General features: G+C 58.0%; 24 protein-coding genes. 9 read left to right on the forward strand and 15 right to left on the reverse strand.

All coding sequences use genetic code 11. The annotated features are described in order from the left end of the window. Position 1: 1 nt before the first annotated feature. The 13 genes from cas7e to CK910_RS05455 form a co-directional block, all read right to left on the reverse strand. Positions 2–1,045 (reverse strand): type I-E CRISPR-associated protein Cas7/Cse4/CasC, encoded by a 1,044-nt coding sequence (gene cas7e, locus CK910_RS05395; RefSeq protein ID WP_098981402.1) that lies wholly within the window; start codon positions 1,043–1,045, stop codon positions 2–4. Positions 1,046–1,057: 12 nt separating this feature from the next. After that, complete coding sequence (cas6e, locus tag CK910_RS05400; RefSeq protein ID WP_098981404.1) at positions 1,058–1,693, reverse strand: type I-E CRISPR-associated protein Cas6/Cse3/CasE; 636 nt, start codon at positions 1,691–1,693, stop codon at positions 1,058–1,060. Then, the gene (gene casB, locus CK910_RS05405) at positions 1,690–2,214 is read right to left on the reverse strand and encodes a type I-E CRISPR-associated protein Cse2/CasB (RefSeq protein WP_098981407.1); all 525 of its coding nucleotides are present in this window, start codon (positions 2,212–2,214) and stop codon (positions 1,690–1,692) included. Before casB ends, cas6e begins: the two co-directional genes overlap by 4 nt. Beyond that, positions 2,211–3,695, reverse strand: coding sequence for a type I-E CRISPR-associated protein Cse1/CasA (gene casA / locus CK910_RS05410; protein ID WP_098981410.1), 1,485 nt, complete (start codon positions 3,693–3,695; stop codon positions 2,211–2,213). The genes casB and casA overlap by 4 nt, the downstream gene beginning before the upstream one ends. A gap of 3 nt (positions 3,696–3,698) precedes the next feature. Continuing rightward, positions 3,699–6,344 (reverse strand): CRISPR-associated helicase Cas3', encoded by a 2,646-nt coding sequence (gene cas3, locus CK910_RS05415; protein WP_098981413.1) that lies wholly within the window; start codon positions 6,342–6,344, stop codon positions 3,699–3,701. Between the two features lie 45 nt (positions 6,345–6,389). Beyond that, on the reverse strand, positions 6,390–7,376 hold the full coding sequence (locus CK910_RS05420) for a helix-turn-helix transcriptional regulator (protein ID WP_098981416.1): 987 nt from the start codon (positions 7,374–7,376) through the stop codon (positions 6,390–6,392). A 180-nt stretch (positions 7,377–7,556) separates the two neighbouring features. Then, positions 7,557–8,786: a hypothetical protein gene (locus tag CK910_RS05425; protein WP_157774593.1), complete on the reverse strand. Its 1,230-nt coding sequence runs from the start codon at positions 8,784–8,786 to the stop codon at positions 7,557–7,559. A gap of 80 nt (positions 8,787–8,866) precedes the next feature. Then, a complete protein-coding gene (locus CK910_RS05430; protein ID WP_242796945.1) occupies positions 8,867–9,559 on the reverse strand; it encodes a YagK/YfjJ domain-containing protein in 693 nt (230 codons plus the stop codon). A gap of 67 nt (positions 9,560–9,626) precedes the next feature. Further along, positions 9,627–9,842 (reverse strand): helix-turn-helix transcriptional regulator, encoded by a 216-nt coding sequence (locus CK910_RS24575; protein WP_098981422.1) that lies wholly within the window; start codon positions 9,840–9,842, stop codon positions 9,627–9,629. Between the two features lie 11 nt (positions 9,843–9,853). Beyond that, positions 9,854–10,093, reverse strand: coding sequence for a helix-turn-helix transcriptional regulator (locus CK910_RS05440; RefSeq protein WP_205758903.1), 240 nt, complete (start codon positions 10,091–10,093; stop codon positions 9,854–9,856). Positions 10,094–10,172: 79 nt separating this feature from the next. Next, positions 10,173–10,913: a hypothetical protein gene (locus tag CK910_RS05445; RefSeq protein WP_157774594.1), complete on the reverse strand. Its 741-nt coding sequence runs from the start codon at positions 10,911–10,913 to the stop codon at positions 10,173–10,175. Continuing rightward, positions 10,882–12,177, reverse strand: coding sequence for a tyrosine-type recombinase/integrase (locus CK910_RS05450; RefSeq protein WP_098981429.1), 1,296 nt, complete (start codon positions 12,175–12,177; stop codon positions 10,882–10,884). Before CK910_RS05450 ends, CK910_RS05445 begins: the two co-directional genes overlap by 32 nt. Before the next feature lie 183 nt (positions 12,178–12,360). Next, the gene (locus CK910_RS05455) at positions 12,361–13,224 is read right to left on the reverse strand and encodes a YicC/YloC family endoribonuclease (protein WP_098981431.1); all 864 of its coding nucleotides are present in this window, start codon (positions 13,222–13,224) and stop codon (positions 12,361–12,363) included. Between the two features lie 290 nt (positions 13,225–13,514). Between CK910_RS05455 and rph the strand changes: the two genes are divergently transcribed. The 9 genes from rph to CK910_RS05500 all read left to right on the forward strand — a co-directional run bounded on the left by rph (position 13,515) and on the right by CK910_RS05500 (position 23,478). After that, on the forward strand, positions 13,515–14,231 hold the full coding sequence (rph, locus tag CK910_RS05460; protein ID WP_043142571.1) for a ribonuclease PH: 717 nt from the start codon (positions 13,515–13,517) through the stop codon (positions 14,229–14,231). A gap of 74 nt (positions 14,232–14,305) precedes the next feature. Further along, positions 14,306–14,959 (forward strand): orotate phosphoribosyltransferase, encoded by a 654-nt coding sequence (pyrE, locus tag CK910_RS05465; protein WP_043554265.1) that lies wholly within the window; start codon positions 14,306–14,308, stop codon positions 14,957–14,959. A 195-nt stretch (positions 14,960–15,154) separates the two neighbouring features. Next, on the forward strand, positions 15,155–17,575 hold the full coding sequence (locus CK910_RS05470; protein ID WP_098981433.1) for a heavy metal translocating P-type ATPase: 2,421 nt from the start codon (positions 15,155–15,157) through the stop codon (positions 17,573–17,575). A gap of 10 nt (positions 17,576–17,585) precedes the next feature. After that, entirely contained in the window at positions 17,586–17,975 is a 390-nt protein-coding gene (gene cueR, locus CK910_RS05475; RefSeq protein WP_042035872.1) for a Cu(I)-responsive transcriptional regulator, read from the forward strand. An 84-nt stretch (positions 17,976–18,059) separates the two neighbouring features. Continuing rightward, the gene (locus CK910_RS05480) at positions 18,060–19,214 is read left to right on the forward strand and encodes a GGDEF domain-containing protein (protein ID WP_043142562.1); all 1,155 of its coding nucleotides are present in this window, start codon (positions 18,060–18,062) and stop codon (positions 19,212–19,214) included. Between the two features lie 31 nt (positions 19,215–19,245). Continuing rightward, on the forward strand, positions 19,246–19,509 hold the full coding sequence (locus CK910_RS05485) for a YihD family protein (protein ID WP_042870400.1): 264 nt from the start codon (positions 19,246–19,248) through the stop codon (positions 19,507–19,509). 195 nt (positions 19,510–19,704) lie between these two features. Then, positions 19,705–21,153, forward strand: coding sequence for a cytochrome c oxidase accessory protein CcoG (gene ccoG / locus CK910_RS05490; RefSeq protein WP_098981435.1), 1,449 nt, complete (start codon positions 19,705–19,707; stop codon positions 21,151–21,153). Between the two features lie 140 nt (positions 21,154–21,293). Beyond that, positions 21,294–22,283, forward strand: coding sequence for a serine/threonine protein kinase (locus tag CK910_RS05495; RefSeq protein WP_043142557.1), 990 nt, complete (start codon positions 21,294–21,296; stop codon positions 22,281–22,283). Positions 22,284–22,869: 586 nt separating this feature from the next. Then, the gene (locus CK910_RS05500) at positions 22,870–23,478 is read left to right on the forward strand and encodes a thiol:disulfide interchange protein DsbA/DsbL (protein WP_042870394.1); all 609 of its coding nucleotides are present in this window, start codon (positions 22,870–22,872) and stop codon (positions 23,476–23,478) included. Between the two features lie 76 nt (positions 23,479–23,554). On the opposite strand, the gene pncB is transcribed toward CK910_RS05500, so the two are convergent. Both pncB and CK910_RS05510 read right to left on the reverse strand, forming a co-directional pair. Then, positions 23,555–24,733 carry a nicotinate phosphoribosyltransferase gene (gene pncB / locus CK910_RS05505; RefSeq protein ID WP_098981438.1) on the reverse strand — a complete coding sequence of 393 codons (1,179 nt, stop codon included), beginning with the start codon at positions 24,731–24,733 and terminating at the stop codon, positions 23,555–23,557. 101 nt (positions 24,734–24,834) lie between these two features. Continuing rightward, positions 24,835–25,470: a nicotinamidase gene (locus tag CK910_RS05510; RefSeq protein ID WP_098981440.1), complete on the reverse strand. Its 636-nt coding sequence runs from the start codon at positions 25,468–25,470 to the stop codon at positions 24,835–24,837. Positions 25,471–25,532 lie beyond the last annotated feature (62 nt).

The following is a 25,532-nucleotide window of genomic DNA, read 5'->3' on the forward strand; positions in this document are numbered from 1 at the left end:
CTTACTCCACATGGCTTTGCAGCTTAGCGATCAGGTGATCCACACTGAATGTCTCGTCTTCGCCCCACTCGTAATCTCCCAACTTGCCAAACAGGCTGCCGGTGAGCGCCTCTTTCTTGGAGATATAGCCTTTGAGGGCTTCCACGCTGGGGAGTAAAAAGCCATGGCCAGCGGCTTTTACTGGCTCATCAAATGGCACCTGCAAGCGCTGTCCCTTACGAACCAACACTTTGGCAAACTCCCATGGACTGGCGCCGGATTGGGTAGTCTGACGAGCAGCGGGAACCGCGACAAACAGCGCTTTGGTAAAGGCGGCGATGGCCTGTTTCAACTGTTCTTTATTGAGTTCATTCCCACCCATGGTGTCGGTGAGTTGACCCAGATCCAGGCTGATATAGCGGTAATAGGTGGCGGAGTTAAATTCCAGGCTCCCCATGTGGGCCGAACCGGGTTCTTCTTGCCGATCATCGAGCGCAGTGAAGAATTCCACTTCATTGGCCACCTTGTGGGTTGAGATGGCATGGCTGAAAGAGGCGGCTGCTTCGACATTCATGTCTGCTGCCTTGGCGACCATGCGACCAAAGAGAGCGATATCGAGCGCATCCAGGGCTGGGTTGAGGCTTTTTTTAGCAAGCTTTGCCAGCTCTTTATCTTTGATCTTGCTTGCGTCGAACTGCTGCTCTTTGGCATAGCCAGCAAAGGCTTCGGCCTCACTGTGGCTGATAAACAGCAAAGTATCGTCGGCCAGCAGCTCGGCTATCTTACTTGCACACAGCTGGGCAGGTTCCTGTGCTGCACCCAGTTTGATGCAATGCTCGGTGACAAGTTCGGCGACCTTTTTGGTACGAATACCCAGCTTGACGCCAAACTCTTGCAGGGCCAAACGCACCTGACGCTTCCAGCATTGGGAGCTGACCCTGGCGCGGGTTACGCCACCTACGACGGCCGTTTTGGGGGCTCCTACATCATCACGGTTCAGACACGTAACGGGAAAAGACTGGAGGATGTGAAACTCGATACGGGTATTTTTCAGCGCGTTATTCATGATGATTCCTTGTCAGAAGAGGGGTTGTTCGATAAGGGGAACGACTTGCAGCAGGCCACAGCCAAAGGTGCGGCCACGGCCCAGCCCGCTAGCCACGCTCAGGGCGAAACGTTCGGGGTCGGTCACGGTGAGATAACCGCTCAGGGTTGCCTGCTGCAGTGTGATGGCTCGCTCGGCTTTGCCCTTGAATTGGGCCACTCTCACGTCATCGATCTGAAGACGTGCAGGGTCTATGCAAAAGCCCCAGTTTGTAGCTGCGCGCTCTATAAACCAGTCGGCAATGGCCTCGCGTCCTTTAACTGGCTTGAGTTGACGGCTCTGGTTATCTCGTCTGGTCGGAGAGACTGTGACGGTAAAGCGGTAGTGGCGGTGCGATAGAAAATCGTCAGGCAGAGAGCGTGATTCAACTTCACCATATTCACCGGTTTGAGGAAGACGGTCCGAGAGCAGCAAGATCTGGCGACAAAGGTGATCACCCCCTTTATCGACCCATTGAATTCCGCTTGGTACGCTGGCCTGCTTTTGTGCTTCTGAACGAACGTCCTCAAACAGTCCGTAAACCACCCGGTGCAGTGAGTAGAGGTCGGTCACTCGCAGCGCTTTCACTGCTGCCCGATCTAGGCGTAACACACTGGCATAGAGGGTCATGCTGTCATCTCCTTTTCCTGCCTGCCGTAGAACTGTTGAGCCCAGCGTGCTTTGGCGCGATCTGCACTGCGATGAAACCAGCGTAAGTCCACCAGCAGTGCCGCGTAATCGAGGGGTTGATTGACTCGACTACGGATCAACGTCAACAACGGACGCAAAATGCGGCATACCTCTTCGGTATCGTCACAGGCAAGCAGGCGGCGTAGCCTGGCTTTGGCTTGATCGCTCTCGCGTCCTTCGCTAAACGCGAGGGCTATCGCCTGCCCCAGTGGCAAGGCACCATTACATGCCTGATCACTGCGTGCCACGGCTGCGGCAATCAGAGCAAATGGCTGGCGCTCTTCGGCACACTCCAGATTGATCCCGAAAGCGGCCAGGGTGTCCCAACTTTGATACTCGGTGGCGGGGTTATCGGCACGGCGTAGCCGAGCGGCAAATCCCTTGTCTTTTTGGCAGCGCTGACAGAGGTATGCGACAAAATCCACCTCGCGACTCTGTGACGCTTGCGGTTGCGTACTCATGGTTGCTCCTGTTGCAAATAGGCGGAGAGGTTTGGCTTGGCTTTGGCCCAGGCATCCATCTGCCGAGCCGTTTGATGGGGGCAAAACTGGTCAAATACCTGGGTGGTATAGCGGGCAAATTGGCGGCGCAGTTGTTGGCGAGCTGTTACCTCATCACAGCCATCGATCAGGGCCTGGCCCTGGCGCTCGCAGAGCTGCCAGAAGAGGTTGCTCGCCTGTTTGGCATATGATGTACCATCCATCAGCTGCGTCTTGTAGTAGCCCATCACGCAGCCGTAAAGGGTTTTGGCCAGTCCTTCTAACTGGCTCATCTGGGTTTGAAAATGGTTAAACCAGATCTCGTCAATATCGTTGGGAGAGAACCAGCAGAGAGACTCGACCATGTCGTCTGAACCAGAGGCATACTGTTCACCTGCATTGCTGCTGACCCTTAATCCCCCAGACCAGATAGCAAAGGTTGCTTCCTGCTTTTTGGCTTTGAGCAGTGCCAGTTTCAGCTGGTAACAATCAAGCGATCTTCCCCCTTGCCCGATAAAACCGAGCAAGCTGGTCAATTCGCGCCATGGGCGGCGCTCGGGGTCGGCCCAGCGCGCCTTGGGTTCCTTGCCGCTGATATCGACGGCGACTGAAGGGTCGAAAACGCCCTCTTTGTAGTTGCCATGTGCAATACCTTCGGAGTAATGCAGTCCCTCATCGGCCAATAAACAGAAGCGACAGAGGGGAACCAACCGCCCCATCAGAGAGCCCTTAAGCTGGTTGGCAATGTGGCAGTCTTCCCCCTCTGGCATCTGCTCCCAAGGAGGTGTCCCCAAGCCAAATGGATAAACTGTGAGATCGGCAATTTCAGTCTCGGTAAAGAGGTTGAGCCAGATGCTCTCTAGCAATGATGTGCCCAGACAGTAGTTATGCAGTAAGCCCATATGTGCAACAGAGGGACCGGGCTTGCCCGTTGATGGTTTGCCTTTGTCATTGCTCTTGCCGGTATAACCCTGTGTCAGCACTACACTGTTATCGGTCTTTTTTCCCCCCAGCGCAAAGCCCATCTGAGTGAGCAAGAGCAGTGCCCGCTCGCCATCATCGAGCGGCTGCTCTGCTTGGGTTTGGGTCAACACAGTGGTATTGCCGGTCGCTACATCGGGCAGCACGGTGCCGAAACTCTTGATAGCTGCTTTGGCAATGGCAGGCATTTGAAGAAAGGGTTCCGGGCCGTAGAGATAGAAGCGATCGTGCCACTGGGCCAGATAGCTGCAAACTCGGTCAGCTATGCCACGCCAACCTAGTTGTTGCCACGCCTCCAGATTTTGTGGGGTGGCAGCGGCTTGGACGACAGCTTGCAGCAGCTTCAGAATGGCGGCCTTTTGCACCGGATTACCACCCAGGGTTCGGTATTCGGGGTGGGTGAAGATATCCTTGAGCCCGACCCGTCCCTTGTCGGCCACCGGGATCCAGGGTTCGTCGATCAGATTGAAGCGATGTTCCAAGGCTTACTCCTTGTATTTGGTAATGGTGAGACCGATGTCATCCCGATAGCGATAAGAGAGGCGATCGCTTAAGGGGAGTGAGCAACCATCTACGGCATGCAGTTGATGATCTGTAGTGACCAGGGCAACAGAAAAAGCGGCGTCATCCTGATCCGGATGGCCTAGATACAACACATTGCCCAGGCCTGCTTTTTGACACCAGAGCCGTGCTGGTGGCCGGGGCAGTTGGCTTAAACGGCAGCTGACCAGATGCTGAGTCACCTGTGCCGCGCGGCCTCGCCACTCTGCTGGGGTAAGGCGATGTGCATGCCATGGAATAACAACCTGCTCACCGTCGAGAAAGGTCAGGGTGGTGGCCTGGTCGTAGTTGTCCAGAGATAGCCCCGACAGGAGCAGCAAGTCACCGCTCTCCTGCTCGCTGTAGCGGGTTTGCGCTTTGGCCTCGGGCAGGGTCTTGCCCCCTTTAGACAGCGTAAGTCGTGCCAGTTGCCGAAGACCGTTGACCCCTTTACGTAGGCGAGTGCCGTCAAAGAGCTCTCGTTTCCAGCGAGCCATCACGTCATCTTCGCTGCGATCCTGATAGGTGAGTTCCACCAGCGTGCGGATATGCTCGGGTAAGGAGACTGTCCCCTCCCTTATCTGGACAAGCCAAACTTCCAAAGAGCGGCAGAGCAAATAAGGGGAATAAACGTGGGCTGTTGCACCAAAGGCCTGATAGGGATCCTGGTACGCTGTATCGAGTTCTGGGGCAAGGAGCCAGGCTTCTCTGCGGGCATCGGTGGGTCTCGGGGTCTGTTCATGACGCCAGAGACGACCAAGCCGCTGAAACAACATATCGGTGGGCGCCATGCGGCTGACCAGAAAATCGGCATCGATATCAAGAGATTGCTCCAGTACCTGAGTGCCGATCAGGATGCGGCCTTGCTTCCCACGGGCTGCTCTGCCCGCCTTGCCATAGCAGTTAACCCAATGTGCCTCATTGTTTTGCCGATGCCGTGCGGTAAAGCGAGAGTGCAGTAGACCGCAAGCCACCCCTACTTCCTGTGCTCTGGCAGCCAGATCGAGATAACGTTCCTGTGCCTCGGCCACCGTATTTTCAATCCAAAGCACCTGCTGGCCCTGGGTCGCGCGCATGAGCGCTTCCTCTAACACACTCTGGTCTGCCATGGGTTTGCATTGCAGATGAACTGAGCGGGATTCCTCTGGTGTCACCGCCAGCTCTTGCAGCAGTGATGGCGTGATACCTGTTGATACGGATATGAGAGGGTAGGAATCTTGCTGTGTCGGCTGCCCGAGCAACTCACTGCGGCGAGCCTGACTCAGCGTGGCGCTGAGAATAATTACGGTGCAGTGCAGGGTTCGAAGTAGACGGATCAGCTCGTCGAGGATCACACCCGTGTAGGCATCGTAACTGTGCACCTCATCGAGGATCACCACCTTGCCCGCCAGGCCAAAGGCCCTGACAAAACCGTGCTTGACGTTCATGGCGGCCATCAATGCCTGATCGAGGGTGCCCACGGCAAACGGTGCCAGCAAACCACGCTTCGCACTGTCAAACCAGCTGCGGCCGGGTTTGCCCTCTTCTCCCAACGCCTGATTGACCAACCAGGCACTGCCATGAAGTAGCAGGGAGTGACGGTGCGGACTCTCTTCGGTCAGGATCTGCTTGAGGTAGTCATTGAAGCGGTCTAACAGCTTGTTGGATGTAAGTTGAGTGGGTAGAGCAAAATAGATGCCCGTGGCCTTGCCTTCTTCCAACATTTTGTAGGCTGCATGGAGCGCGGCCTCGGTCTTGCCGAGCCCCATTGGCGCCTCAAGCACATAGACACCTACTCCCTGGATATGCTGGTGGATAAGCTGTTGAGGTTCATTGGGTTGATAAGGTGTCCCATCCTCAGCCCTAAAAATATCACCAAAGGCCAGCCCTTTACGCACCTTAGGCAAGACAAACCCAGCATCATCCAATGCTTGTTCTATTCTTGGCTGCCAGGGGATTGTTGGGTCTTCAAAGTGATGACCAGAGCCAATCCAATCTGCCACAGTGGTCAGCCCTGCCAATAGTCTTGCTTGTTCCGGCGTCGTGATAGTGGGGATTTCTTCCCCCATAACCCGTTGTAACTCCTCCACCAGCCTGCACCGTTCTGCTTGCCAGGATTTCCCACCAAGCTGCTCGGCACTGGCGCTTAACATCGCATCAGGCGGATTAAAACCGTGGTGCTGCCCGGCGACTCGAGGAACAAACGGGTTGTTTGTGATTGCGGCGAGGGCCAGCTCACTGACACCGGCATGGCCACCCCAGTCACGTTCCTGTATTGCTCTGAACTGAGGCATTCGTTGCAGCCAAGAGGAGTGATCCCCCTCCACCGCACACTGTAATTTGAGGAAAAATACGGGGCTGATCTTACCGATGTCGTGAAGGGCGGCCTGTAGGGCGCTCCCTTGTGGAAAGAGGGCCTGTCGAATCGTCGTTGGCATGCGATCCAGCAAAGCCCGTGCAGTTTCCCCCACTATCTGACAGTGGTTAAACACACTCCGGCCCAAATGGGGTACGCCTTGCCGATCTTGGTAGGTCTTGGCCGGGCACAATTCAAAGGGGACAGCAGTGATTTCTGGCTCCGTGTCCGTCGTTTTTCGTCTTCGGTTCATCATATTGCCGCCGCCCTTTGTTTCATCACGTTGGCCATTCTCTTCCTCTCACTGGCTCACCGGCTGGGCTACTAAAGTGGTTGCTCCATGTTTTTTTAATCCCGCGTTCATGGCGGCTATCACGCGCTGACGTAGTTCAGGCGGTGCCAGCACTTCGATCTCACCGATAAAGCGCATCAGGTCGCGTACCAGTTCGCGTTGGTCGGCATAGGGGAAGCTAAGGCGAATATGGCCGCTCTGCTCTAGTGTCTGGATTTGATCGCGATGCCACTGCACATCTCTGACCCAGGGGGCCGCGCTTGGATCAAAGCGCAACTCGGCTTGCTGCATGGTATTGCCTGCGAAGATGCCATAGCCGTTGGAGAAGAGTGCGTCCAACTCCTGCGTCTTGCTGTCGTAGACGACCTCATCAAGTTCAAGGGGGTCGGCAATGCGGCTCAAAGCGAAGATGCGTAGTGCCTTTCGTTCGTGGCACCAGGCGAGCAAGTACCAGTTGTCCCGATACCAGCACAGGCGCTGGGGAGAGACGCGCCGGATTTCGGCCTGATGCGAGGTGGCACTATAGTGGAATTGGAGTCGGCGCCTGGCAAACAGGGCCTGCACCAGCGGCAGGAATAGTTCAGGTGCTACATACTGGCGCCCTATGCTCTCAACTCGCAGCCGGTCTGCCTGACTCTGCCACTGGGGACCAAGTAATGTACCGATGCGGTCCTGCAGTTGGGCCAGCCCTTGTTGGTGTAGGCCGGGCTGCACATCTTGTAGCAGGCGATTGGCCATCAACAGGGCGAAGGCTTCTGATTCGGTAAGCCAAACACCTGGCAAGGTAAATCGGCCATCATCGGTATCGTAACGATAACCTCGGGCGATCGGATCCCAGATGATCGGTGCTTGATAGCGGTCTCGCAACAATTCCAGTAGCCGTTTGAAGGTGCTGGCTGAACACTCAAGCCGCTCAAGGATGACGGAGCGTGGAACGGGGTAACGAAATTCCAATAGTAACTGGTGTAAGGCAAGGGCTCGGTTAAGTTGTTCCATCTCGTCGTTAACTGATTGATAAATATTGACGAGGCTATCATTCCAGAGGAAATAAAACTCTATCGAGTCTCACATATGTCATCGCCAGATGCGGAAGTATCAACTGTTGGCCACCTGCGTCTTCTTTTTATTCTCCAGTAGTGGGGTTTAACAATACCGGATTGCTTTTGATATACCTCATCAGGCCCAAGCCTCAGTAACTTCGGTGAAAGGCTCTCCTTCTCCTTCGTCATCAGACCCGCTAGCTGACAACTCATTATCATGCTGTGGATTGAAGTTATCTTCATCGATCAGCTCACTGCTTTGATGTGCAATCTCATTGGCCAGCGCCTTGGCAACTTCTGTTTGGCGCTGAGGTAGCCAGTTCCCCATAACCTCTTTCTGATCTGCCATGTAGGCTTGAGCCTGTGCTTCAAGTTCGGCCTCAGATATTCCGCCATCGGTATCAGTGACCGGTTCGATGAAGCTAACTTCTCTGGCGACTTCCATCCTGAGCGAGTAGGGGAGATCCAGCCCTTTCAGCTCTAGTTTCTGCGCAGTTTCCAAGGCACTCCAGCTGTTCTTTTTCCGTTCCAATAGTATTTGGGTCGTGCAGTCAGTCCGCTCTTTCATTGTTAATGAATGTTGTTCACATTCGACCTGCCGCTGTCGCCACAGGGCCGTCTTGCGAACCCCAATTAACCGTTCCAGTTCGGCCAATCGTTGGGCTGGTGCTGTTTTTGCCTGCATGAGTGCCATCTCTTGCGTCATGGGCGTCATGGTGCCGGGGTAGTACCACATCTCTCCTTTGGCGTAGTCGGATTTCACCTGCTTAATGGCGCTCTCCTTACAGCTGTATAGCTGAAGGTAGCGCGCACAGGGCAGAACCAGCTCTTCGTCATCCCCGGCTAGTTCGATTGCCGCCTTCAGCAGATCATGATCCAGATTCAGGAGTGACGCATAGATGGCGATATGGCTTTGGGCCGTCAAGTTTTCCATATCGGGGGTCATTGACCTACTTATGCCGTGGAGGAGTCTAGGGTGATCATTTTCTGTATTTCCGACTAAGGGGGGGGTTGTAAGCCGGTGATTGCTCTTGTGTATATGCCCCCCTTCGTTCTGGAGTGATTTTTTCTTATATCTTCTTGATTTTATTGTTTTTGATTCTTTTTTTGTGGCGAGCGATGTACAGGACTCTTCGCCGGGGCGATCACTTGGTAAGTGATCATTCGCAGTAGAATGATCACTTTTTTGCTGACTTTTGGGTTGCGGCGCCATTTTGTCTTTAGTAGTTGCGCTTTTGACGCCACGCATTGCCCGGCGAGTCGTAGAGGGGTTTAACCCAAACAGGGCTGCATAGGCGGCCAACGTGAGTTCTGGGTACTCCTCTACATAACGTTTTTTGTGTTCTTCCCAATTATGCTTTGCCATATGTATCTCCTTCATTATTCAATTTGAATGCAACCATCAGTTATGTGTCGCTGGTGTCGTGGCAATTACGATTGCGTCACTTACTGCCCCCTTATGCAGCGGCTGATCTGGTAATCCTTGACTGCTGGTGGCCTATCTCCTTTTGTTTCTGCTTTTGCCAAATAGCTCAAGCGGTAGATCAGCGCTTGGAATCGCTGTATCTGGCTGCGATGAACTCTGTAGAAAGGGCATTTGGGGAGGCTCAAATAGCCGTGTTGCCAAATGCACTTTGCGAGTTGTTTGATAGTGTTGGAGTGTCTGACTTTGTGTCCGTCCACCAACAATGCGGTGTGGTAGTGCTGGGCAGTTGCATGGTTCTGTTCTCTCACCCAGATATACCCGTGATAACAGTGTCCGTAATGCTTGAATAACTTGCGTTTTAGCTGTTTGAAGAAATGGCCTACATGTTGATTATCCTGGCTCCATTGCTTCATCTTTAGCTCCAACCTGATCGCGATTAGCTTGCTGGATTTTTCGTAGAACTGGCCGAGTAGCTTAAATATGCCGTGCATGATGTCTTTACGGATCTGGTATCTGCTGATCACTGGCCAGTAATAGCCACCATACTCAAAGTTTGGCGTCAGGTATTCTCGAGAACTATTCTCAATAACAGCCATATTATTAATATCCTGGTGCTGTAAGGGATGGCTCATTGCTGGCAGCCCAGTTGGCCCGTGGCTTTGGTGCAATTTTGTGTCGGAAAAAATCAGGGTAAAAAGCGTAATAAATGTCACAGGTTGTCACACCTAGGGGGGGGGCTAGGGCCCAATAGAGGAGGCTCAAGGCCTCCATCGCAGAGCGTTAATTACGCTTTAACATGATATTTATTGATTTCCTGTCCCAACCAATTAGGCGCCTGTTCTTATGCCTGATGGGCGCTGGCAGTTTGTGGTGTTCCATCCAGCGATAGATGGTCATTCGAGAGCATCCGAATAAGGTGCATAGCTCTTTCATTTTGATGATCGAGGTTGGTTCCGGTGCTGGTGGTTTCAGATAGTCCAGGATGTTGTTTCCCATCTGTAGCTCTCTCAGCGTGAGTGGATCCAGACCAACAGGTCGGAGAGCAACCAGGCACAACTTGCACCCAGCTTTTTGCGTTTGGGAAACTCCCCCTTTTGTTCCAATACCCAAGCGTGAGTACGGGAGACGGTCGTGATGGATTTACGCTCATTTTCCCGTACCAAACGGTCTTGGGGGTGGCCATAGAGCGCAAGGATTTGCTGGCGGTTAGTCTCTGAATACATGAAATCCCTCCGGTTAAAACTCATAAGCTGTTTGGGCTTGTTCGGAGGGATTTTGGGGTGTGCGTAGGTGTTATGAAATGCAGGTAGGGGGGTAGCTCACATTTCAAGTGGTAGTTTTTTGTTTCTTTGGTCTGATTTTAAGCAATTTTCGGTAAATATAATCGTGATAGTCGCGCTGGCCTTTCACGCCTGACGAAGAGCCAAGATCCTTATATTGCCCTGGGTGGTCAGTGATGAATTGAGCAAAGTCTGCTTTGATTTTATCGGCGTAAAAGGTCGTCGGACGGTTCGGAAATTGTGACTGCTTAAGCAGAAACAGCCGTTCGATTTCTTCAAGTAAGGGTTGCCTGTGGGCTGCTTTGGCCTCTCCCCCTATCCGACCTTCCTTTTTGGCTCTGCGTGTCGTTTTCTCCTGAAGATGCTTACGGGGAGCCGCAGCTGCAAGCAGTGTATCCCGCGTCATCAGGGTGTTGATATGCCGAGAAAGTCGTCTGAGATTGAGGGCGGAAAAGGCCCGAACAAGATCCTGGTTCAGATTCAAGTAAGGGTCCTCTCCCTGTAATGGGTTATCACCTTGCAATCCCAATGCATCACGCATTATTAACGAGCCCAGCTGGGAAAAATCCTTGTTCCCCCATTGCTGTTCAAGTTGATGGTTGGCTCCTTCGAGCCACTCAAGCGCAGTTTTGATTGGCAACAACTTTTCTACTAGTTCGGGGTACTCCTCCATGATCTCCCTCAGGGTTTTGTTCAGAGGAAGGGTGTTGATGAACTGTTGGAATGCGTCAGGGGTGCTCAATGGATGGGCCTTATCATGCATATTGCTTGGTGAGTGGAATGACATTCGGCATGTCGTTGATGATAGGGGTCAGAATGCAGGCTAATTTTTCAAATGCCTCCCTGCGCTCGTTCAGATAGTCGTGACGGTTGTAGATCCCTTCAACACCCTTGAGTTTGTGGTTAAGGCAGCGTTCGGCAATGTGGCTTGGCACTCCTAACGATGCCAACAAGCTGCGGCAGGTGCGTCGCAAGTCATGCACGGTGAAGTGTTCCAGGCCTGCTTCACCAAGCAGATTGGCTGTCGGTTGTTTCTGGCTGTCGACCTTCTGGCCAAACAGTTTGGCAATGGCATGATTCAGGGTGTCACTGGAGATATATCCTCGCCGTTTACTGGCTCGCCGAGACGGAAAAACATAGGGAGATCCGCAGGCGCGCACCTTCAGCTCGGTAAACCACTCGAGGCTGGTGGCACTGAGCGGTATGGTAATCGCCACATCGGTTTTGCTGCGTTCTGACGGGAGTCGCCATACTCGCTCGTCAAAATCGATCTCATCCCACATCGCCGCAATCAGTTCGTTTTTACGCACCCCAAGATGAACCAGTAGGGCTATTGCCAGATAGTTTTCGCGCACGAACTGGTCGCGGTGTTTGCGCAGTACCCGGAACAAAATCTCCAGCTCATCCAGACTCAAGATTCGTTTCCGACTTTGCTCCTGCCCACCAGCATCCGACATGGTGAAAGCCTGTGCCGGGCTGTAGTCCATCAAGTTGAGCTTGATAGCGTGTTTGAATAATTGCTTGCAGACCATCAGGGCATCGTTCGCGGTGGCGTTGCGTCCAGAGTTGGCCACCTTGTGGATGATGGCGCGGATATCGCGGGCATTAACCTCTTTCAAGGCCAGCTTGCCAATGTGTGGGGCAATCTCTTTCCGGTAGATACGCTGGGGGATCTGCGGGTTCTTCAGTCGTCGGCTGACATCATGCTGATACCAGTCGAGAAACAGCTGTTCGACGGTTTTGACGGTCTCTTGCTGATCCCGTTTGCGCTCTGCTGACGGGTCTTTGCCATTTTCTATATCGGCATTTAGGCGGGCGGCCTCACCACGAGCCTGAGCCAGTGACAGATGAGGGTATGACCCTATCGTGAACCAGACCCGCTTCCTAGCAAAGTTGGTATAGCGGAACACCCATTTACGGGTGCCGCTGGGGAGTCTTCGAAGATACAGGCCATCACCCACATTGATGTTATTGGTGGTGCCGAGTTTTCCCTCTTTCGCATCTTCACCATCCTGTTCTTTGATCTTTTTGGTGAGTTCACTTGCTCTCATACGCAGTCCTTCGGCTAGTGGTATCACGTTCTTAAAAAAGTGGTATCACGTCGTATCGTGATACCAAGCGTGATACCACTTTATCAGGACAGCTGAGGACAATTCAAATCACACACAAACAACAAACCCCTGAAAATCAGGGGTTTGTGAGTCATTTGAGGCAGCGGGAAACGCCGAAAAACATCACTCGATGTTCTGGATCTGCTCGCGCATCTGCTCGATGAGCACCTTCAGCTCGACGGCAGACTGGGTCACCTCGGCGTTGATGGACTTGGAGCCCAGCGTGTTCGACTCGCGGTTGAACTCCTGCATCATGAAGTCGAGACGGCGGCCACAGGCGCCACCCTTCCTCATGATCTTGACGGTTTCGCTGATGTGCATCTCCAGGCGATCCAGCTCCTCGGCCACATCGATCTTCTGGGCCAGCAGCACGATTTCCTGCTCGATACGGGCCGGATCCAGTTCCACCTTGGCTTCGGTCAGGCGATCGGTGAGCTTCTGGCGCTGCCACTCGATGATCTGCGGCAGGTGTATGCGCACCTTCTTCACTTCCACCTGGATGCCGTCCAGACGCTGCTGGATCAAGTTCTTGAGATTGGCCCCTTCGCTGGCGCGGGAGGCGATGAAGTCTTCCATGGTCTGGTCAAACCCGCCGAGCAGCTCGGTGGCAACCGCGTCCATGTCCTGCTCGGCGGCGGCCATGACACCCGGCCAGCGCAGCACGTCGACCGGGTTGAGCTGGCCTTGGCCCGCTTCTTTCATTACCCAGTTGGCGCTGTCTATGATGAGCTTGGCCAGCTCTTCATTGATGTGCAGCTGGCTGGCGGCGGCCTGAGCGGCTTCGAAACGCAGGTTGCACTCCACCTTGCCGCGCTGCAGCTTGGCACGGAAACGCTCACGCAGCACCGGCTCCAGGCTGCGCAGTTGCTCCGGCAGACGGATATAGGTTTCCAGATAGCGCTGGTTGACCGAACGAATTTCCCAAACGGCTGTGCCCCAGTCGCCCTTGAATTCCTTGCGGGCGTAGGCGGTCATGCTGTGAATCATTGATTGTTCCGGGCTTGATGAAGTGTGCGGCCAGTATACTCAGCCAGACTTGTCCCGTCAGCCATAGCCGTGGCTTTAGAACCCGTTCCGGCTTTTGTGGGACAGTGTTGAGCCGGGCCCGGTGCTGCCCTGGCTCATGAACGAGGGTGATGGACGCCAGTTTCTGCGTGCTTCCTCACCGCTGAGATGACTGCTCACGACCGATGATGAACGGCTTCTTATCGGCTGATATTTGGGGCTGGATCACTTATACTCCTTCGCCAATTTGAGCCAGCCCAGAGGTCCGTTCCATGTCACGTCCAAGCGATCGCAGTGCCGCGCAACTTCGCCCGGTTACCATTACCCGCAATTTCACCAAACATGCAGAAGGCTCAGTGCTGGTGGAGTTCGGTAACACTCGCGTGCTCTGCACCGCCAGCGTCGACACAAGCGTTCCGCGCTTCCTGAAAGGGAAGGGTCAGGGTTGGGTCACCGCCGAATATGGCATGCTGCCGCGCTCCACCCATTCGCGCATGAACCGTGAAGCTGCCGCCGGCAAGCAGAGTGGTCGCACCCTGGAGATCTCCCGTCTGATCGCCCGCTCCCTGCGTGCTGCCGTCGATCTGACCGCGCTGGGCGAGCACTCCATCACGGTGGACTGCGACGTGCTGCAGGCCGATGGTGGCACCCGCACCGCCGCCATTACCGGTGCCTGTGTGGCCTTGGTGGACGCGCTGAACTGGATGGTAGGCAAGGGCATGCTCAAGCAGAGCCCGCTCAAGCAGATGATCGCCGCCGTCTCCGTCGGCATGTATCAGGGCGAAGCCATCTGCGATCTGGAGTACATCGAAGACTCCGCCGCCGAGACCGACATGAACGTGGTGATGACCGAAGATGGTCGCATCATAGAGGTGCAGGGCACAGCGGAGGCGGAACCCTTCACCCATGAGGAGCTGCTGGCGATGCTGGGGCTCGCCAAGGGCGGCATTGAAGAGATCATTGGGCTGCAGAAGCAGTCGCTTTCATAATTTTAAAAACGCGGCCTGGACCGCGTTTTTTATACCCCCACACAAGTAAACGACAAGCCAAGCAAGGAGCCAGAATGAAAGCCTACCAGCGTCAATTTATCGAGTTCGCCCTGGAGAAGCAGGTCCTCAAATTCGGTGAATTTACCCTGAAATCCGGTCGTAAAAGCCCCTACTTCTTCAACGCCGGTCTGTTCAACAGCGGTCGCGATCTGGCCCGCCTCGGCCGCTTCTATGCCGCCGCCCTGATGGATGCCGGCATCGAGTTCGATGTGCTGTTTGGCCCGGCCTACAAGGGGATCCCCATCGCCTCCGCCACCGCAGTGCAGCTGGTGGAGCAACACGACGTGGATGTGCCCTGGTGCTTCAACCGCAAGGAGGCCAAGGATCACGGCGAGGGCGGCAATCTGGTGGGCAGCCCGCTCAAGGGGCGCATCATGCTGGTGGACGACGTCATCACCGCCGGCACCGCCATCCGCGAGTCCATGGACCTGATCCAGGCCAACGGCGCCTCCTTGGCCGGGGTGTTGATCGCGCTGGATCGTCAGGAGAAGGGCAAGGGGGAGCTCTCTGCCATTCAGGAGGTGGAGCGTGACTATGGCGCCCACATCATCGCTATCATCCAGATGAGCGACCTGATCCAGTATCTGGAAGAGAAGCAGGCCGAGCAGCCGGCGCTGGCGGCGCAACTGGCCGCCATGCAGGCTTATCGCGCCCAGTACGGTATCTGATGGTCGGCTGGCCTTATAAGGCGTGACGTCAATACGGCGGCGCCCGTCGCCTGCCCGGGGGATCCGGCAGGGAGCGGGCGCCGTTTTTTCATGTTTAAAAAAGTGCGTGTCGTGGCTTGAGCTTGCCCTTACAGTAAAGGTTAGGGTTTAGCGGTCGGCAGCCAGTTTGGCCGATTGGTTCCGAGGAGGAACAGCATGAGCACCCAACTTCAACCCCCCATTCATCTGCAACTGCCGCTCAGCGGCATGAGCTGCGCCAACTGTGCCAGCCGCATCAGCACAGCCCTCAACCAGCTCGACGGCGTGACAGCCACCGTCAACTTCGCGCTGGAGCAGGCGGCCATCGAGCTAGGTGACCCGGCCCGCTTGCCTGAGGTACTCGACAGCATCACAGGGCAGGGTTACGGCTACGGCCACGAGACCCTCTCCTTCCAGATCAGCGGCATGACCTGTGCCGGTTGCTCCGCGCGTCTCAACAAGATGCTGGCGGCGCTGCCGGGCGTGCTCTCGGTCGAGGTCAATTTCTCCATCGAACAGGCCCGCATCGAGCTGGTGCCCGGCATGCAGACCCCGGCCTCGTTGCGCGAACAGATAGAGGCGCTCGGATTTGGTGCCCAGCTGGCACAGGGCTCGGCCAGTGCGCGCCGCCAACAGTTGCAGGCGCGTGAAGAGCAGGAGGCCGCCGCCGCGCACAAGGCACTGATCCAGGTTGTCATTTCGGCCCTGCTGACCCTGCCGCTGCTGGTGGGCATGATCGCCATGGCGGGGCTGCTGCCTTGGCATATTCCCGCCTGGCTGGAGCTGGTGCTCGCCACCCCGGTGCAGTTCTGGATCGGGGCCCGTTTCTATCGCGGCGCCTGGCTCGCCCTCAAGAACCGCGCGGCCAATATGGATGTGCTGGTGGCGACCGGCACCAGTGCCGCCTACTTCTACAGCCTTTACCTGCTGCTGACGCTGGGGATGGCCGCCAGCGGTAAGCTCTATTTCGAGGCGAGCGCCATCATCATCACCCTGATTTCGCTCGGCAAACTGCTGGAGGCCCGCGCCCGCCGCAGCACCCAGTCCGCCATTCGCGAACTGATGGCGCTGCGGCCGGAAACCGCCACCGTCTGGCGTGGCGAGAGCTGGCAGAGCCTGGCCATCGACGAGGTGCTGCGCGGCGATCGGCTGCGGGTGCTGGTGGGTGAGCGGGTACCGGTGGATGGCAAGATAGTGAGCGGCGAGAGTGAGCTGGATGAATCCATTCTCACCGGCGAGAGTCTGCCGGTGCCGCGGGGTATCGGGGAGAGCGTGCTGGGCGGCGCCATCAACCGCTCCGGCGTGCTGGAGATCGAAGCCACCACAGTGGGGGAGGATTCCAGCCTCAGCAAGATCATCGCCCTGGTGGAGAGCGCCCAGATGGGCAAGGCCCCGCTGCAACAGCTGGTGGACAAGGTGTCCGCCGTGTTCGTGCCTGTGGTGATGGCCATAGCCCTGTTCACCCTGCTGGTGTGGTACGCCATCGGCAACGACTTCGGTCAGGCGCTGCTGGCCGCCGTGGCCGTGCTGGTGATCGCCTGCCCCTGCGCGCTGGGGCTGGCGACGCCGGCAGCCATAGTGACAGGCACCGGGGTGGCGGCCCGTCACGGCATCCTGATCAAAGACGTGGATACCCTGCAGAAGGCCCACGCCATCAAGGCGCTCATCTTCGACAAGACAGGCACGCTCACTCAGGGGCGGCCCGTGCTGGCGAGCTGGAGCGGCAATGCCGAGCAGTTGCGCCTGGCGGCCGCCCTGCAGCAGGCGAGCGAGCATCCGCTGGCACTGGCCATGCGTGAGGCGGTTGGCGCAGACGTGGCGCTGCCGCAGCCGGAGGAGGTCGAGGTGCGGGTCGGTGCCGGGATCAAAGGCCAAGTGGCGGGCCATGAAGTGGCCATCGGCAACGCCTCTTTGCTGGCTCAGCTCGGGATTGAGCAGCCGCAGCAGGATAAACAACCTGCCGACGGTGCGACCCGGGTCTGGGTCGCCATCGACGGTGTAGCCGTCGGCATCGCCGCCCTGGCCGATACCCTGAGGCCGGAGAGCCCGGAAGCCATCGCCACCCTGCGCCAGCGCGGCATCGCCAGCTGGCTGGTGAGCGGCGATGCGCCGGCACCCGTGGCCCATATCGCCGCCAAGCTGGGGCTGGACGGGGCGTTCGATTCTGTGCTGCCCGCCGGCAAGGTAGACAAGGTGGAGGCGCTGCGCGCAAAAACTACCGGGCTGGTGGCCATGGTGGGGGACGGGGTGAACGACGCTCCTGCGCTGGCGGCGGCGGATGTGGGCATCGCCATGGGCTCAGGCTCGGACGTGGCGATGGAGACGGCCTCCATCACCCTCATGCGATCGGATCCGCGGCTGGTGGCCGATGCCATCGACATCTCGGCGGCCACCTGGCGCACCATACAGCAGAACCTGTTCTGGGCCTTCGTGTTCAACATCATCGGCATTCCGCTGGCGGCACTGGGCTATCTCAGCCCCGAGCTGGCAGGCGCGGCCATGGCCCTGAGCAGCATCACGGTATTGAGCAATTCCCTGTTACTGAAACGCTGGCAGCCCAAGGCGGGCACCCATGCCGGCGCTCACCTGGATTCGTAAGGAGTCATCAATGAACATCAGCAAGGTTGCCAAGGCCACGGGGCTGACCGCCAAGACCATACGTTACTACGAGAGCATCGGCCTCATCTCGGCGCCGGTACGCAGCGATAACGGCTATCGCAGCTACACAGAGGGCGCGCTGCGGGAGCTGCGCTTCGTCAAGCGGGCGCGGGAGACTGGCTTCAATCTGGAGGAGTGCCAGGAGCTGCTGGCGCTCTACCGGGACGAGCACAGGACCAGTGCCCAGGTGAAGAAGCTGGCACAGGAGAAGATTGTCGATCTGCGGGCCCGCATCGCCGGCTTGCAGGCCATGCTGGCCTCCCTCGAGGGGCTGGTCTGCTGCTGCCACGGGGATGAAAGCCCCGAGTGCCCCATCCTGGACGAGCTGGAGCGCGGCTGACCAACCGCTTAATAACGGACGTTTTATTGTTGGCCCGGAAGGGGTAGTGGTAGACTGTGCGGCTCTTGTACAGGGAGTACGCAGTTGACTCAGAGTGTGACACGTCAGGTGAAGCAGGCCATCATGGCCCAGCTCTATACTCACGCCTCATTCAGCCTGCCTTGTCTGGGTTTGCTGGCGCTCGGCTGGAGCCTGTTGTTCCACGATTACCTGCCCGCCGGCGAGGCGCTCGGCTGGCTGGCACTGGTCAGCCTGCTGCTGCTGTGTCGCGGCTGGCACCTGCGCTGGCGTCAGCCCAGGCTGGCGCAGATCCCCTTGCCTGTGCTGGAGCGCGAGCTCTTCATCGGGGTCACCATCACCTCCATCATCTGGGCGCTCGGCGTGCTGCTCTACATGGACAAGCTGCCCGACACCTATCGCGCCGCCATGATGATGCTCTCCAGCCTGATCCTCACCGGCAGCGCCATCATGCTGTTTGGCAGCCGCCGTTCCCTCTACGGCGCCGTCTTGCCGCTCGGGCTGGCCATGCTGTTCGAGCTGGGGGCCGGCAACGAGCAGGAGCGGATCGTCTCCTGCATGCTGGCTGGCTATCTGTTTGTCTTCTTGCCGACCCTGCTGCGCCGTCTGCGGCGGGATCAGGTCGCCTCCCTCTATCACCGTTTCTCCAACGCCGATCTGGTGGCCGAGCTGAAGGCGGTCTCAGAGCACCTCAAGCTCACCTCCCGGCTGGATGGCCTGACCGGCATCGCCAACCGCGCCCATTTGGATTACAGCCTGGAGCGGGCCTGGCGCCGCTGTCATCGTGCCAGGGCGCCCCTGTCACTGGTGCTGGTGGATGTGGATTACTTCAAGCAATTCAACGATCTCTATGGTCATCAGCTGGGGGATGAGTGCCTGCAGCGGGTGGCCGGCCTGCTGGCCGAGGTGCAGCGCCGCGAGGATGATCTCGCCGCTCGCTACGGCGGGGAGGAGTTTGCCCTGCTGCTGCCCTGTACCAGCATGCAGGGGGCGCTGCAGATAGCCGAAAACGTGCGGGTGGCGCTCAAGGAGCTGGGCATTCCCCACCAGAAATCCCTGGTTTCCGGCCGGGTCAGTTGCAGCTTCGGGGTGGCGACCCTGGTGCCGGATCAGAGCGGCTCCATCGCCGAGCTTATCCAAAAAGCGGATGCGGCCCTCTATCAGGCCAAGCATAATGGGCGGGATCGTATCGAAGTAGCCTTGATGGGTAAGGTTGCCTGAGTTTCACATGACAGATTTAAAGAGGTTGTCTATGCAATGTCATCGTATCGAAGAGCTGCTGGAGTTGTTGCAGCCTGCCTGGATCAAGGAACAGGACCTCAGCCTGGTGCAGTTCGTGGCCAAACTGGCGGCGGAAGCCGGTTATGAGGGTGCCTTGTCCGACCTGACCGACGACATGCTGATCTACCACCTCAAGATGCGGGAGTCCGACAAGCAGGCGATGATCCCCGGCCTGGCCAAGGATCATGTACCCGACTTCAAGGAAGCCCTGCTCAAGGCGCGCGGCATCAAGTAAAGATTGCTCCAGCTGGAGCCTTTGGTGGTGTTCAAAGGAATCTCTGAGAAAGGCGTTTCGTCAACTGGCGACGCGCCTTTTTTGTTGCTTGAAATTGCGACATCACTCGAACATTAGATACATTTTACCCACACAATTAGCAGGTTGTTTAAGATATAATCCGCCCCATAACAAATAAGGGAGCTGTGTCTTGCAATGGCTGATCATGAAAAAATCGATATCAAGGATGTCACCGGCGATGTAACGGGGACGTACAACCCCAATACCTTCAAAGCCGGCGATGACAGGTTCAATCCCGGCAACCGCATCTACGTGAGGGCGCAACCCGGTTACTGGCAGCGGGTGCGCAAGGCCATGGGCTGGTTCTTTGTGGTGCTCTTCGTCGCCTTGCCCTGGTTGCGTTATGACGGTCGTCAGGCCGTGTTGTTTGATATCGGCCATCAGCAGTTCCACATCTTCGGTGCCACCATCTGGCCGCAGGACCTGACCTTGCTGGCCTGGATCTTCATGATCGCCGCCTTCGCGCTCTTCTTCGTGACCACCTTCCTTGGCCGGGTCTGGTGTGGCTATCTCTGCCCGCAGACGGTGTGGACCTTCATGTTCATCTGGTTCGAAGAGAAGCTGGAAGGGGCGGCCAACAAACGGCGCAAGCTGGATGCGGCTCCCTGGAGTGGCGAGAAGCTGGCCCGCAAGGGCGCCAAGCATCTGGCCTGGATCCTGCTGTCGCTGGGCACCGGTCTCACCTTCGTCGCCTACTTCCAGGATGTGTTCCAGCTGGTGCCTGACTTCTTCACCCTGCAGACGAGCGGCTGGGTCATCTTCTGGGTGCTGTTCTTCGCCGCCTGTACCTACGGCAACGCCGGCTGGATGCGCGCCATCATGTGTATCCACATGTGCCCCTATGCCCGCTTCCAGTCTGCCATGTTCGACAAGGACACCTTCATCGTCGGCTACGACACCAAGCGTGGCGAGACCCGGGGAGCCCGTGCCCGCAAGGCCGATCCCAAGGCGCTGGGGCTGGGTGACTGCATCGACTGCGACCTCTGCGTGCAGGTCTGCCCGACCGGCATCGACATCCGCGACGGCCTGCAGTACGAGTGCATCAACTGTGGCGCCTGCGTCGATGCCTGTGACCAGACCATGGATCGCATGGGCTATCCGAAGGGGCTGATCAGCTACACCACCGAGCACAAGCTGGCCCACAACAGCACCCATGTGGCGCGGCCCAAGCTGCTCGGCTACGGCCTGGTGATGGTCATCATGCTGGGGGTGTTCGTCTACAACGCCATGTCCATCATGCCGATGGGGCTCGACATACTGCGGGATCGCAACCAGCTGTTCCGCGAGAACAGCGAGGGGCTTATCGAGAACACCTACACCCTCAAGATCCTCAACAAGACCCTGCATGCCCAGACCTATCAGCTGGATGTGGAAGGGCTGCCGGAGCACCAGTGGTTCGGTCCGCGCGAAGTGACCCTGAAGGCGGGCGAGATCTACACCCTGCCGGTGAGCGTGGCCGTCGACCCCTTCAACCTGAAGAAGCCGACTCTGGACATCCAGTTCGTGCTCAAGCGGGATGGAACGGCACCGGATGACAGCAAGGGCACACTGCGCCAGGCCAGCAAGTTTATCAGCCGGTTGTGATGGCGGAGAGAGCTGTGGGGGCCGGCCAGTTCAGGCCCCCAGTGACCGCAGTGATGGCAGGAAAGCGTGGCGCAACCGGTTGGGTTGAACGCCATTGAACCGAGTGGTGATAGACTGGGGCGCAACGGCGCCCCTTTCTTATGGTGGATGACATGCGTTTCAACTATTCCGACCTCAATCCCGATCTCATCATGGACGCGCTGGATCTCAGCGGCCTGCGTATCGACTCCGGCCTCATCGAGCTCAACAGCTACGAGAACCGGGTCTACCAGTTTCAGGACGAGGATCGTCGCCGCTACGTGGTGAAGTTTTATCGTCCCGGTCGCTGGAGCCGGGCCCAGATCCTGGAAGAGCACGACTTTGCCGCCCGCCTCAATGAGGCGGAGATCCCGGTCGCCGCCCCCATCGTCTTCGCCGGCGAGACCCTGCTGGAGCATCAGGGCTACCCCTTCGCCATCTGGCAGAGCGTGGGGGGCCGCCAGTTCGAGGTGGACAACCTGGATCAGCTGGAGTGGGTGGGGCGCTATCTCGGCCGCATCCACCAGATAGGCGCCAGCCGCCCCTTCCATCACAGGGTCCGGCTGGATGTGGAGAGCATGCTGCACGAGCCGCGTCAGCTGCTGGCGTCCGGTGAATGGCTGCCGAGCGGGCTGGCCAAATCCTTCTTCGGCGTGCTCGACGAGCTGATCAAGCACGTCTGTGACGCCATGACCCTGGATGTGGCACAGATCTCCCTGCACGGCGACTGCCACCCGGGCAACATCCTCTGGCGCGACGGTCCCATGTTCGTCGATCTCGATGACTGCCGTACCGGCCCCGCCATCCAGGATATCTGGATGCTGTTCAACGGCGAGCGTCACGAGCAGCTGATCCAGCTCGATACCCTGCTGGCGGGCTATGAGGAGTTCATGGAGTTCGACCCGCGTGAGCTGGCGCTGATCGAGCCGCTGCGGGCCATGCGCATAGTCCACTACATGGCCTGGCTGGCCCGGCGCTGGGAAGATCCGGCCTTTCCACGCCACTTCCCCTGGTTCAATACCGATCACTACTGGCGCCAGCAGATCGCCATACTGCACGACCAGCTGGAGGCGCTCAAGGCACCGCCTCTGACGTTGACGCCGGGGTGGTGACGCAGCAGATCACCATGTCTGCCGCACGACCAGCTGGAAGCGCTCAAGGCACCGCCTCTGACGTTGACGCCGGGGTGGTGACGCAGCAGATCCCCATATCTGCCGCACGACCAGCAGGAAGCGCTCAAGGCACCGCCTCTGACGCTGACGCCGGGGTGGTGATGCAGCAGATCACCATATCTGCCGCACGACCAGCTGGAGGCGCTCAAGGCGCCGCCTCTGACGCTGGCGCCGGGGTGGTGACGCGGCAGATCACCATATCTGCTGCACGACCCGCTGGAGGTACTCAAGGCGCTGCCTCTGACGCTGACGCCGGGGTGGTGACGCGGCAGATCACCATATCTGCCGCACGACCCGCTGGAAGCGCTCAAGGCACCGCCTCTGACGCTGACGCCGGGGTGGTGAGCAAAGGGAGGTACGGTTGGCCGTCGGCATATACCCAGCGATTGTCAGCCGATGGCGCTCCCTGCCGTTGAGCCTGCCGGTGTGGTCCTTTGCCATTGACGCCGGCATGGCGACACAATAGGCTTGGCACTGCTTCGGTTCGCCGGGCGTGCCTCACAGTGATCCCTTAACAGGAAACGTCATGAAAAAAGTACTATTTTTCCTCGCTGCCATGCTGATGATCCCCATGGTTCACGCCGCCCCCGAATTCAAGGAAGGCGTTAACTACGACGTGGTCAAACAGACGGGTAGCGCCCAACCTGAAGTGCTGGAGTTCTTCTCCTACTACTGCCCCCATTGCGCCAAGTTCGAGCCGATTGCCGCGGATCTGAAGAAGAATCTGCCGGAAGGCGTGCCGATGAAGAAAAACCCGGTGGCCTTCCTGGGCCGCGAGATGGGTCCGGAGATGCAGCGTGCCTACGCCGTTGCCAGCCTGCTGAATGTTGAAGGCAAGCTGACCCCGGCCATCTTCGACAAGATCCACACCCAGCGTCAGTACCCGCAGAGCCGTACCGACGTGAAGCAGATCTTCGTGGACAACGGTGTGCCGGCCGAAGAGTTCGACGGTGCCGTCGACAGCTTCGCGGTCTCCGGCATGGTCTCCCAGTTTGACCGCAACACCGAGAGCTACAACATCCGCGGTGTGCCGGCCTTCCTGGTCAACGGCAAGTACATGGTGAAGATCGAATCCATTACTTCCCAGGAGCAGTTCAACCAGCTGGTGAAGTTCCTGCTGGCCAAGAAAGACTGATGATTTCCTGACCTCATGAAAAAAGCCCGCCGGTGCAAACCGGCGGGCTTTTTGTTTGGCATCAGATTGGCCGGAGTCAGACTCCGACGTGGAAGGCCTGCTTGAGGTTGCGGATGAAGTCCGCATCCCGGCACAGGGTCTTGCCCGGGCTGTCGGAGATCTTGGCGACCGGGCCGCCGTTGCACTCCATCAGCTTGAAGACGATGTTCATCGGGCTGACGCCGGGCAGATCGCAGGTGAGCTTGGTGCCTATGCCGAAGCTGGTGTTGATGCGGCCACGGAAGTGGCGGAACAGCTGCACCGCCTTGTCGAGGTTGAGCCCATCGGAGAAGACCAGCGTCTTGTCGGTGGGGTTGATGCCGAGCTGCTGGTAGTGGCTGATGGCCTTCTCGCCCCACACCACGGGATCGCCTGAGTCGTGGCGCAGCCCCTGATAGCGGCTGGCCAGCTCGAAATCGAAGTCGCGCAGGAAGGCGTCCATGGTGATGCAGTCGGTCAGGGCTATGCCGAGGTGGTTGGTGAACTCGTCCAGCCAGCTGGTGAGGGCGGCGCGTTGGCTGTGTTCCAGCGGGAAGCCGAGCTGCTGGTGGGCCTGGAACCACTCGTGGGCCTGGGTGCCCACAGCCGACAACTGGTACTTCTGGGCCAGCAGGTAGTTGCTGGTGCCGCGAAACGCCGGCAGGCGCTCCTTGAGACGGCCCACCACCGCATCCTGCACCGCGTGGGAGAAGCGGCGGCGGGTGCCAAAATCGATGAGGTTGAACTCGCTCATCTCCTCGCTGCTCAGCTCATGCTCCAGCCTGTCGATCTTCTGATCGAGCCGATCCAGCGCCTGGCTGACGCCAAACTGGGGGTAGCGGAAGCGGTTGCGCATCTCGCTGATGATGGCGAGCACAGGGATTTCCCACAGGATCACATCCTGCCAGGGCCCTTCGACCCGCACATTGATGCGGCCATCCTGCTCGAACACCTTCAGCAGGGAGGCATCGAGCGGCTTGCGGCGCAGGTGATCCAGATAGTCGGCGGTGAAGAAGGGGCGCTCGGCCAGAAAATTGAGCTCGGGTCTGGTCAGCCGCAGGGAGCCGGCGAGGCGCAGCTGCTCCTCGATCTGGCCCATCATGGGCAGCAGATCCTCTTCGTTGCGGCTGTGGAACTCGGCCACCACCTCGGCATCCGGATAGCGATGGAACACCGCCTGCTGCATATGCAGCTTGTAGGCGTCGGTGTCGAGCAGGCTGGTGAGGATCGGTGGCATATCAGGCTCCCCGCAGGCAGGGGAGCGCGATGACGTTCCCCTGCCGCATAGGTAAGGTGCAGGCGCCGGTATCGGCTTGGCGGGTGAGGATAGGCGGCATATCAGGCGTCCAGCAGGCGTTGTACATCGATCAGGGTCTGGGCCAGTTCGGCACCCGCCTCGATCATCTGGGTGCAGGCGCAGGCAACCGTCTCGGGAGCTATGCCACGGCAGGCATCGAGATGGACGATCACCCGGAAACCGGCGTGGCGCAGTTGCAGCACGCTGGTCTTGACGCAGTAGTCGATGGCGAGACCGCCGACCAGCACGGTAGTGACGCCACGGGCATGCAGAAACTCGATGAGTCCGGTGCTGCGCCGTTCGGCCAGATCGTGGAAACAGGTGCCGTAGGGATGCAGATCCGGCTCGACCCCCTTCCAGACGAAGAAGTCGTAATCTATGGGGGCGGGCAGGCCGTCGAGCAGCTCGAAGCCCTGGGTGCCCGGCACGCAGTGCACAGGCCAGGTGAGATCGGCATTGGGCAAGTCCAGCGGCAACAGCATGCCGGCGGGATCGCTGACGGCCCAGGCGGCGTTGGCAGGGTGAGAGTCCTTGCTGCCGATACGCAGGCTGGCGAGGGTGGCCTGAGCGTTGAGCTCAGCCACAATATCATCCCCGCCCACGACGGGCAGTTCGTTCGGGCAGAGGGGGGTAAATCCCTTCTGCGCATCAATATCCAGGCTGGCGACGGTTCCCATTGAGTGGCTCCTGCACATACTATTCGTGTGATATTATCTACCAAACATTAATCGAAGGCGAG

The sequence above is a fragment of the Aeromonas sp. CA23 genome (assembly GCF_002587065.1).
Classification (GTDB): Bacteria; Pseudomonadota; Gammaproteobacteria; order Enterobacterales; family Aeromonadaceae; genus Aeromonas; species Aeromonas bestiarum.

Excerpts from the sequence above, each read along its gene's own strand:
- cas7e (WP_098981402.1), bottom strand. The coding sequence starts at position 1,045 with ATGAATAACGCGCTGAAAAATACCCGTATCGAGTTTCACATCCTCCAG.
- cas6e (WP_098981404.1), bottom strand. The coding sequence starts at position 1,693 with ATGACCCTCTATGCCAGTGTGTTACGCCTAGATCGGGCAGCAGTGAAA.
- casB (WP_098981407.1), bottom strand. The coding sequence starts at position 2,214 with ATGAGTACGCAACCGCAAGCGTCACAGAGTCGCGAGGTGGATTTTGTC.
- cas3 (WP_098981413.1), bottom strand. The coding sequence starts at position 6,344 with ATGATGAACCGAAGACGAAAAACGACGGACACGGAGCCAGAAATCACT.
- CK910_RS05420 (WP_098981416.1), bottom strand. The coding sequence starts at position 7,376 with ATGGAACAACTTAACCGAGCCCTTGCCTTACACCAGTTACTATTGGAA.
- CK910_RS05425 (WP_157774593.1), bottom strand. The coding sequence starts at position 8,786 with ATGGCAAAGCATAATTGGGAAGAACACAAAAAACGTTATGTAGAGGAG.
- CK910_RS24575 (WP_098981422.1), bottom strand. The coding sequence starts at position 9,842 with ATGGGAAACAACATCCTGGACTATCTGAAACCACCAGCACCGGAACCA.
- CK910_RS05440 (WP_205758903.1), bottom strand. The coding sequence starts at position 10,093 with ATGAGTTTTAACCGGAGGGATTTCATGTATTCAGAGACTAACCGCCAG.
- CK910_RS05445 (WP_157774594.1), bottom strand. The coding sequence starts at position 10,913 with ATGTCATTCCACTCACCAAGCAATATGCATGATAAGGCCCATCCATTG.
- CK910_RS05450 (WP_098981429.1), bottom strand. The coding sequence starts at position 12,177 with ATGAGAGCAAGTGAACTCACCAAAAAGATCAAAGAACAGGATGGTGAA.
- CK910_RS05455 (WP_098981431.1), bottom strand. The coding sequence starts at position 13,224 with ATGATTCACAGCATGACCGCCTACGCCCGCAAGGAATTCAAGGGCGAC.
- rph (WP_043142571.1), top strand. The coding sequence starts at position 13,515 with ATGTCACGTCCAAGCGATCGCAGTGCCGCGCAACTTCGCCCGGTTACC.
- pyrE (WP_043554265.1), top strand. The coding sequence starts at position 14,306 with ATGAAAGCCTACCAGCGTCAATTTATCGAGTTCGCCCTGGAGAAGCAG.
- CK910_RS05470 (WP_098981433.1), top strand. The coding sequence starts at position 15,155 with ATGAGCACCCAACTTCAACCCCCCATTCATCTGCAACTGCCGCTCAGC.
- cueR (WP_042035872.1), top strand. The coding sequence starts at position 17,586 with ATGAACATCAGCAAGGTTGCCAAGGCCACGGGGCTGACCGCCAAGACC.
- CK910_RS05485 (WP_042870400.1), top strand. The coding sequence starts at position 19,246 with ATGCAATGTCATCGTATCGAAGAGCTGCTGGAGTTGTTGCAGCCTGCC.
- ccoG (WP_098981435.1), top strand. The coding sequence starts at position 19,705 with ATGGCTGATCATGAAAAAATCGATATCAAGGATGTCACCGGCGATGTA.
- CK910_RS05495 (WP_043142557.1), top strand. The coding sequence starts at position 21,294 with ATGGTGGATGACATGCGTTTCAACTATTCCGACCTCAATCCCGATCTC.
- CK910_RS05500 (WP_042870394.1), top strand. The coding sequence starts at position 22,870 with ATGAAAAAAGTACTATTTTTCCTCGCTGCCATGCTGATGATCCCCATG.
- pncB (WP_098981438.1), bottom strand. The coding sequence starts at position 24,733 with ATGCCACCGATCCTCACCAGCCTGCTCGACACCGACGCCTACAAGCTG.
- CK910_RS05510 (WP_098981440.1), bottom strand. The coding sequence starts at position 25,470 with ATGGGAACCGTCGCCAGCCTGGATATTGATGCGCAGAAGGGATTTACC.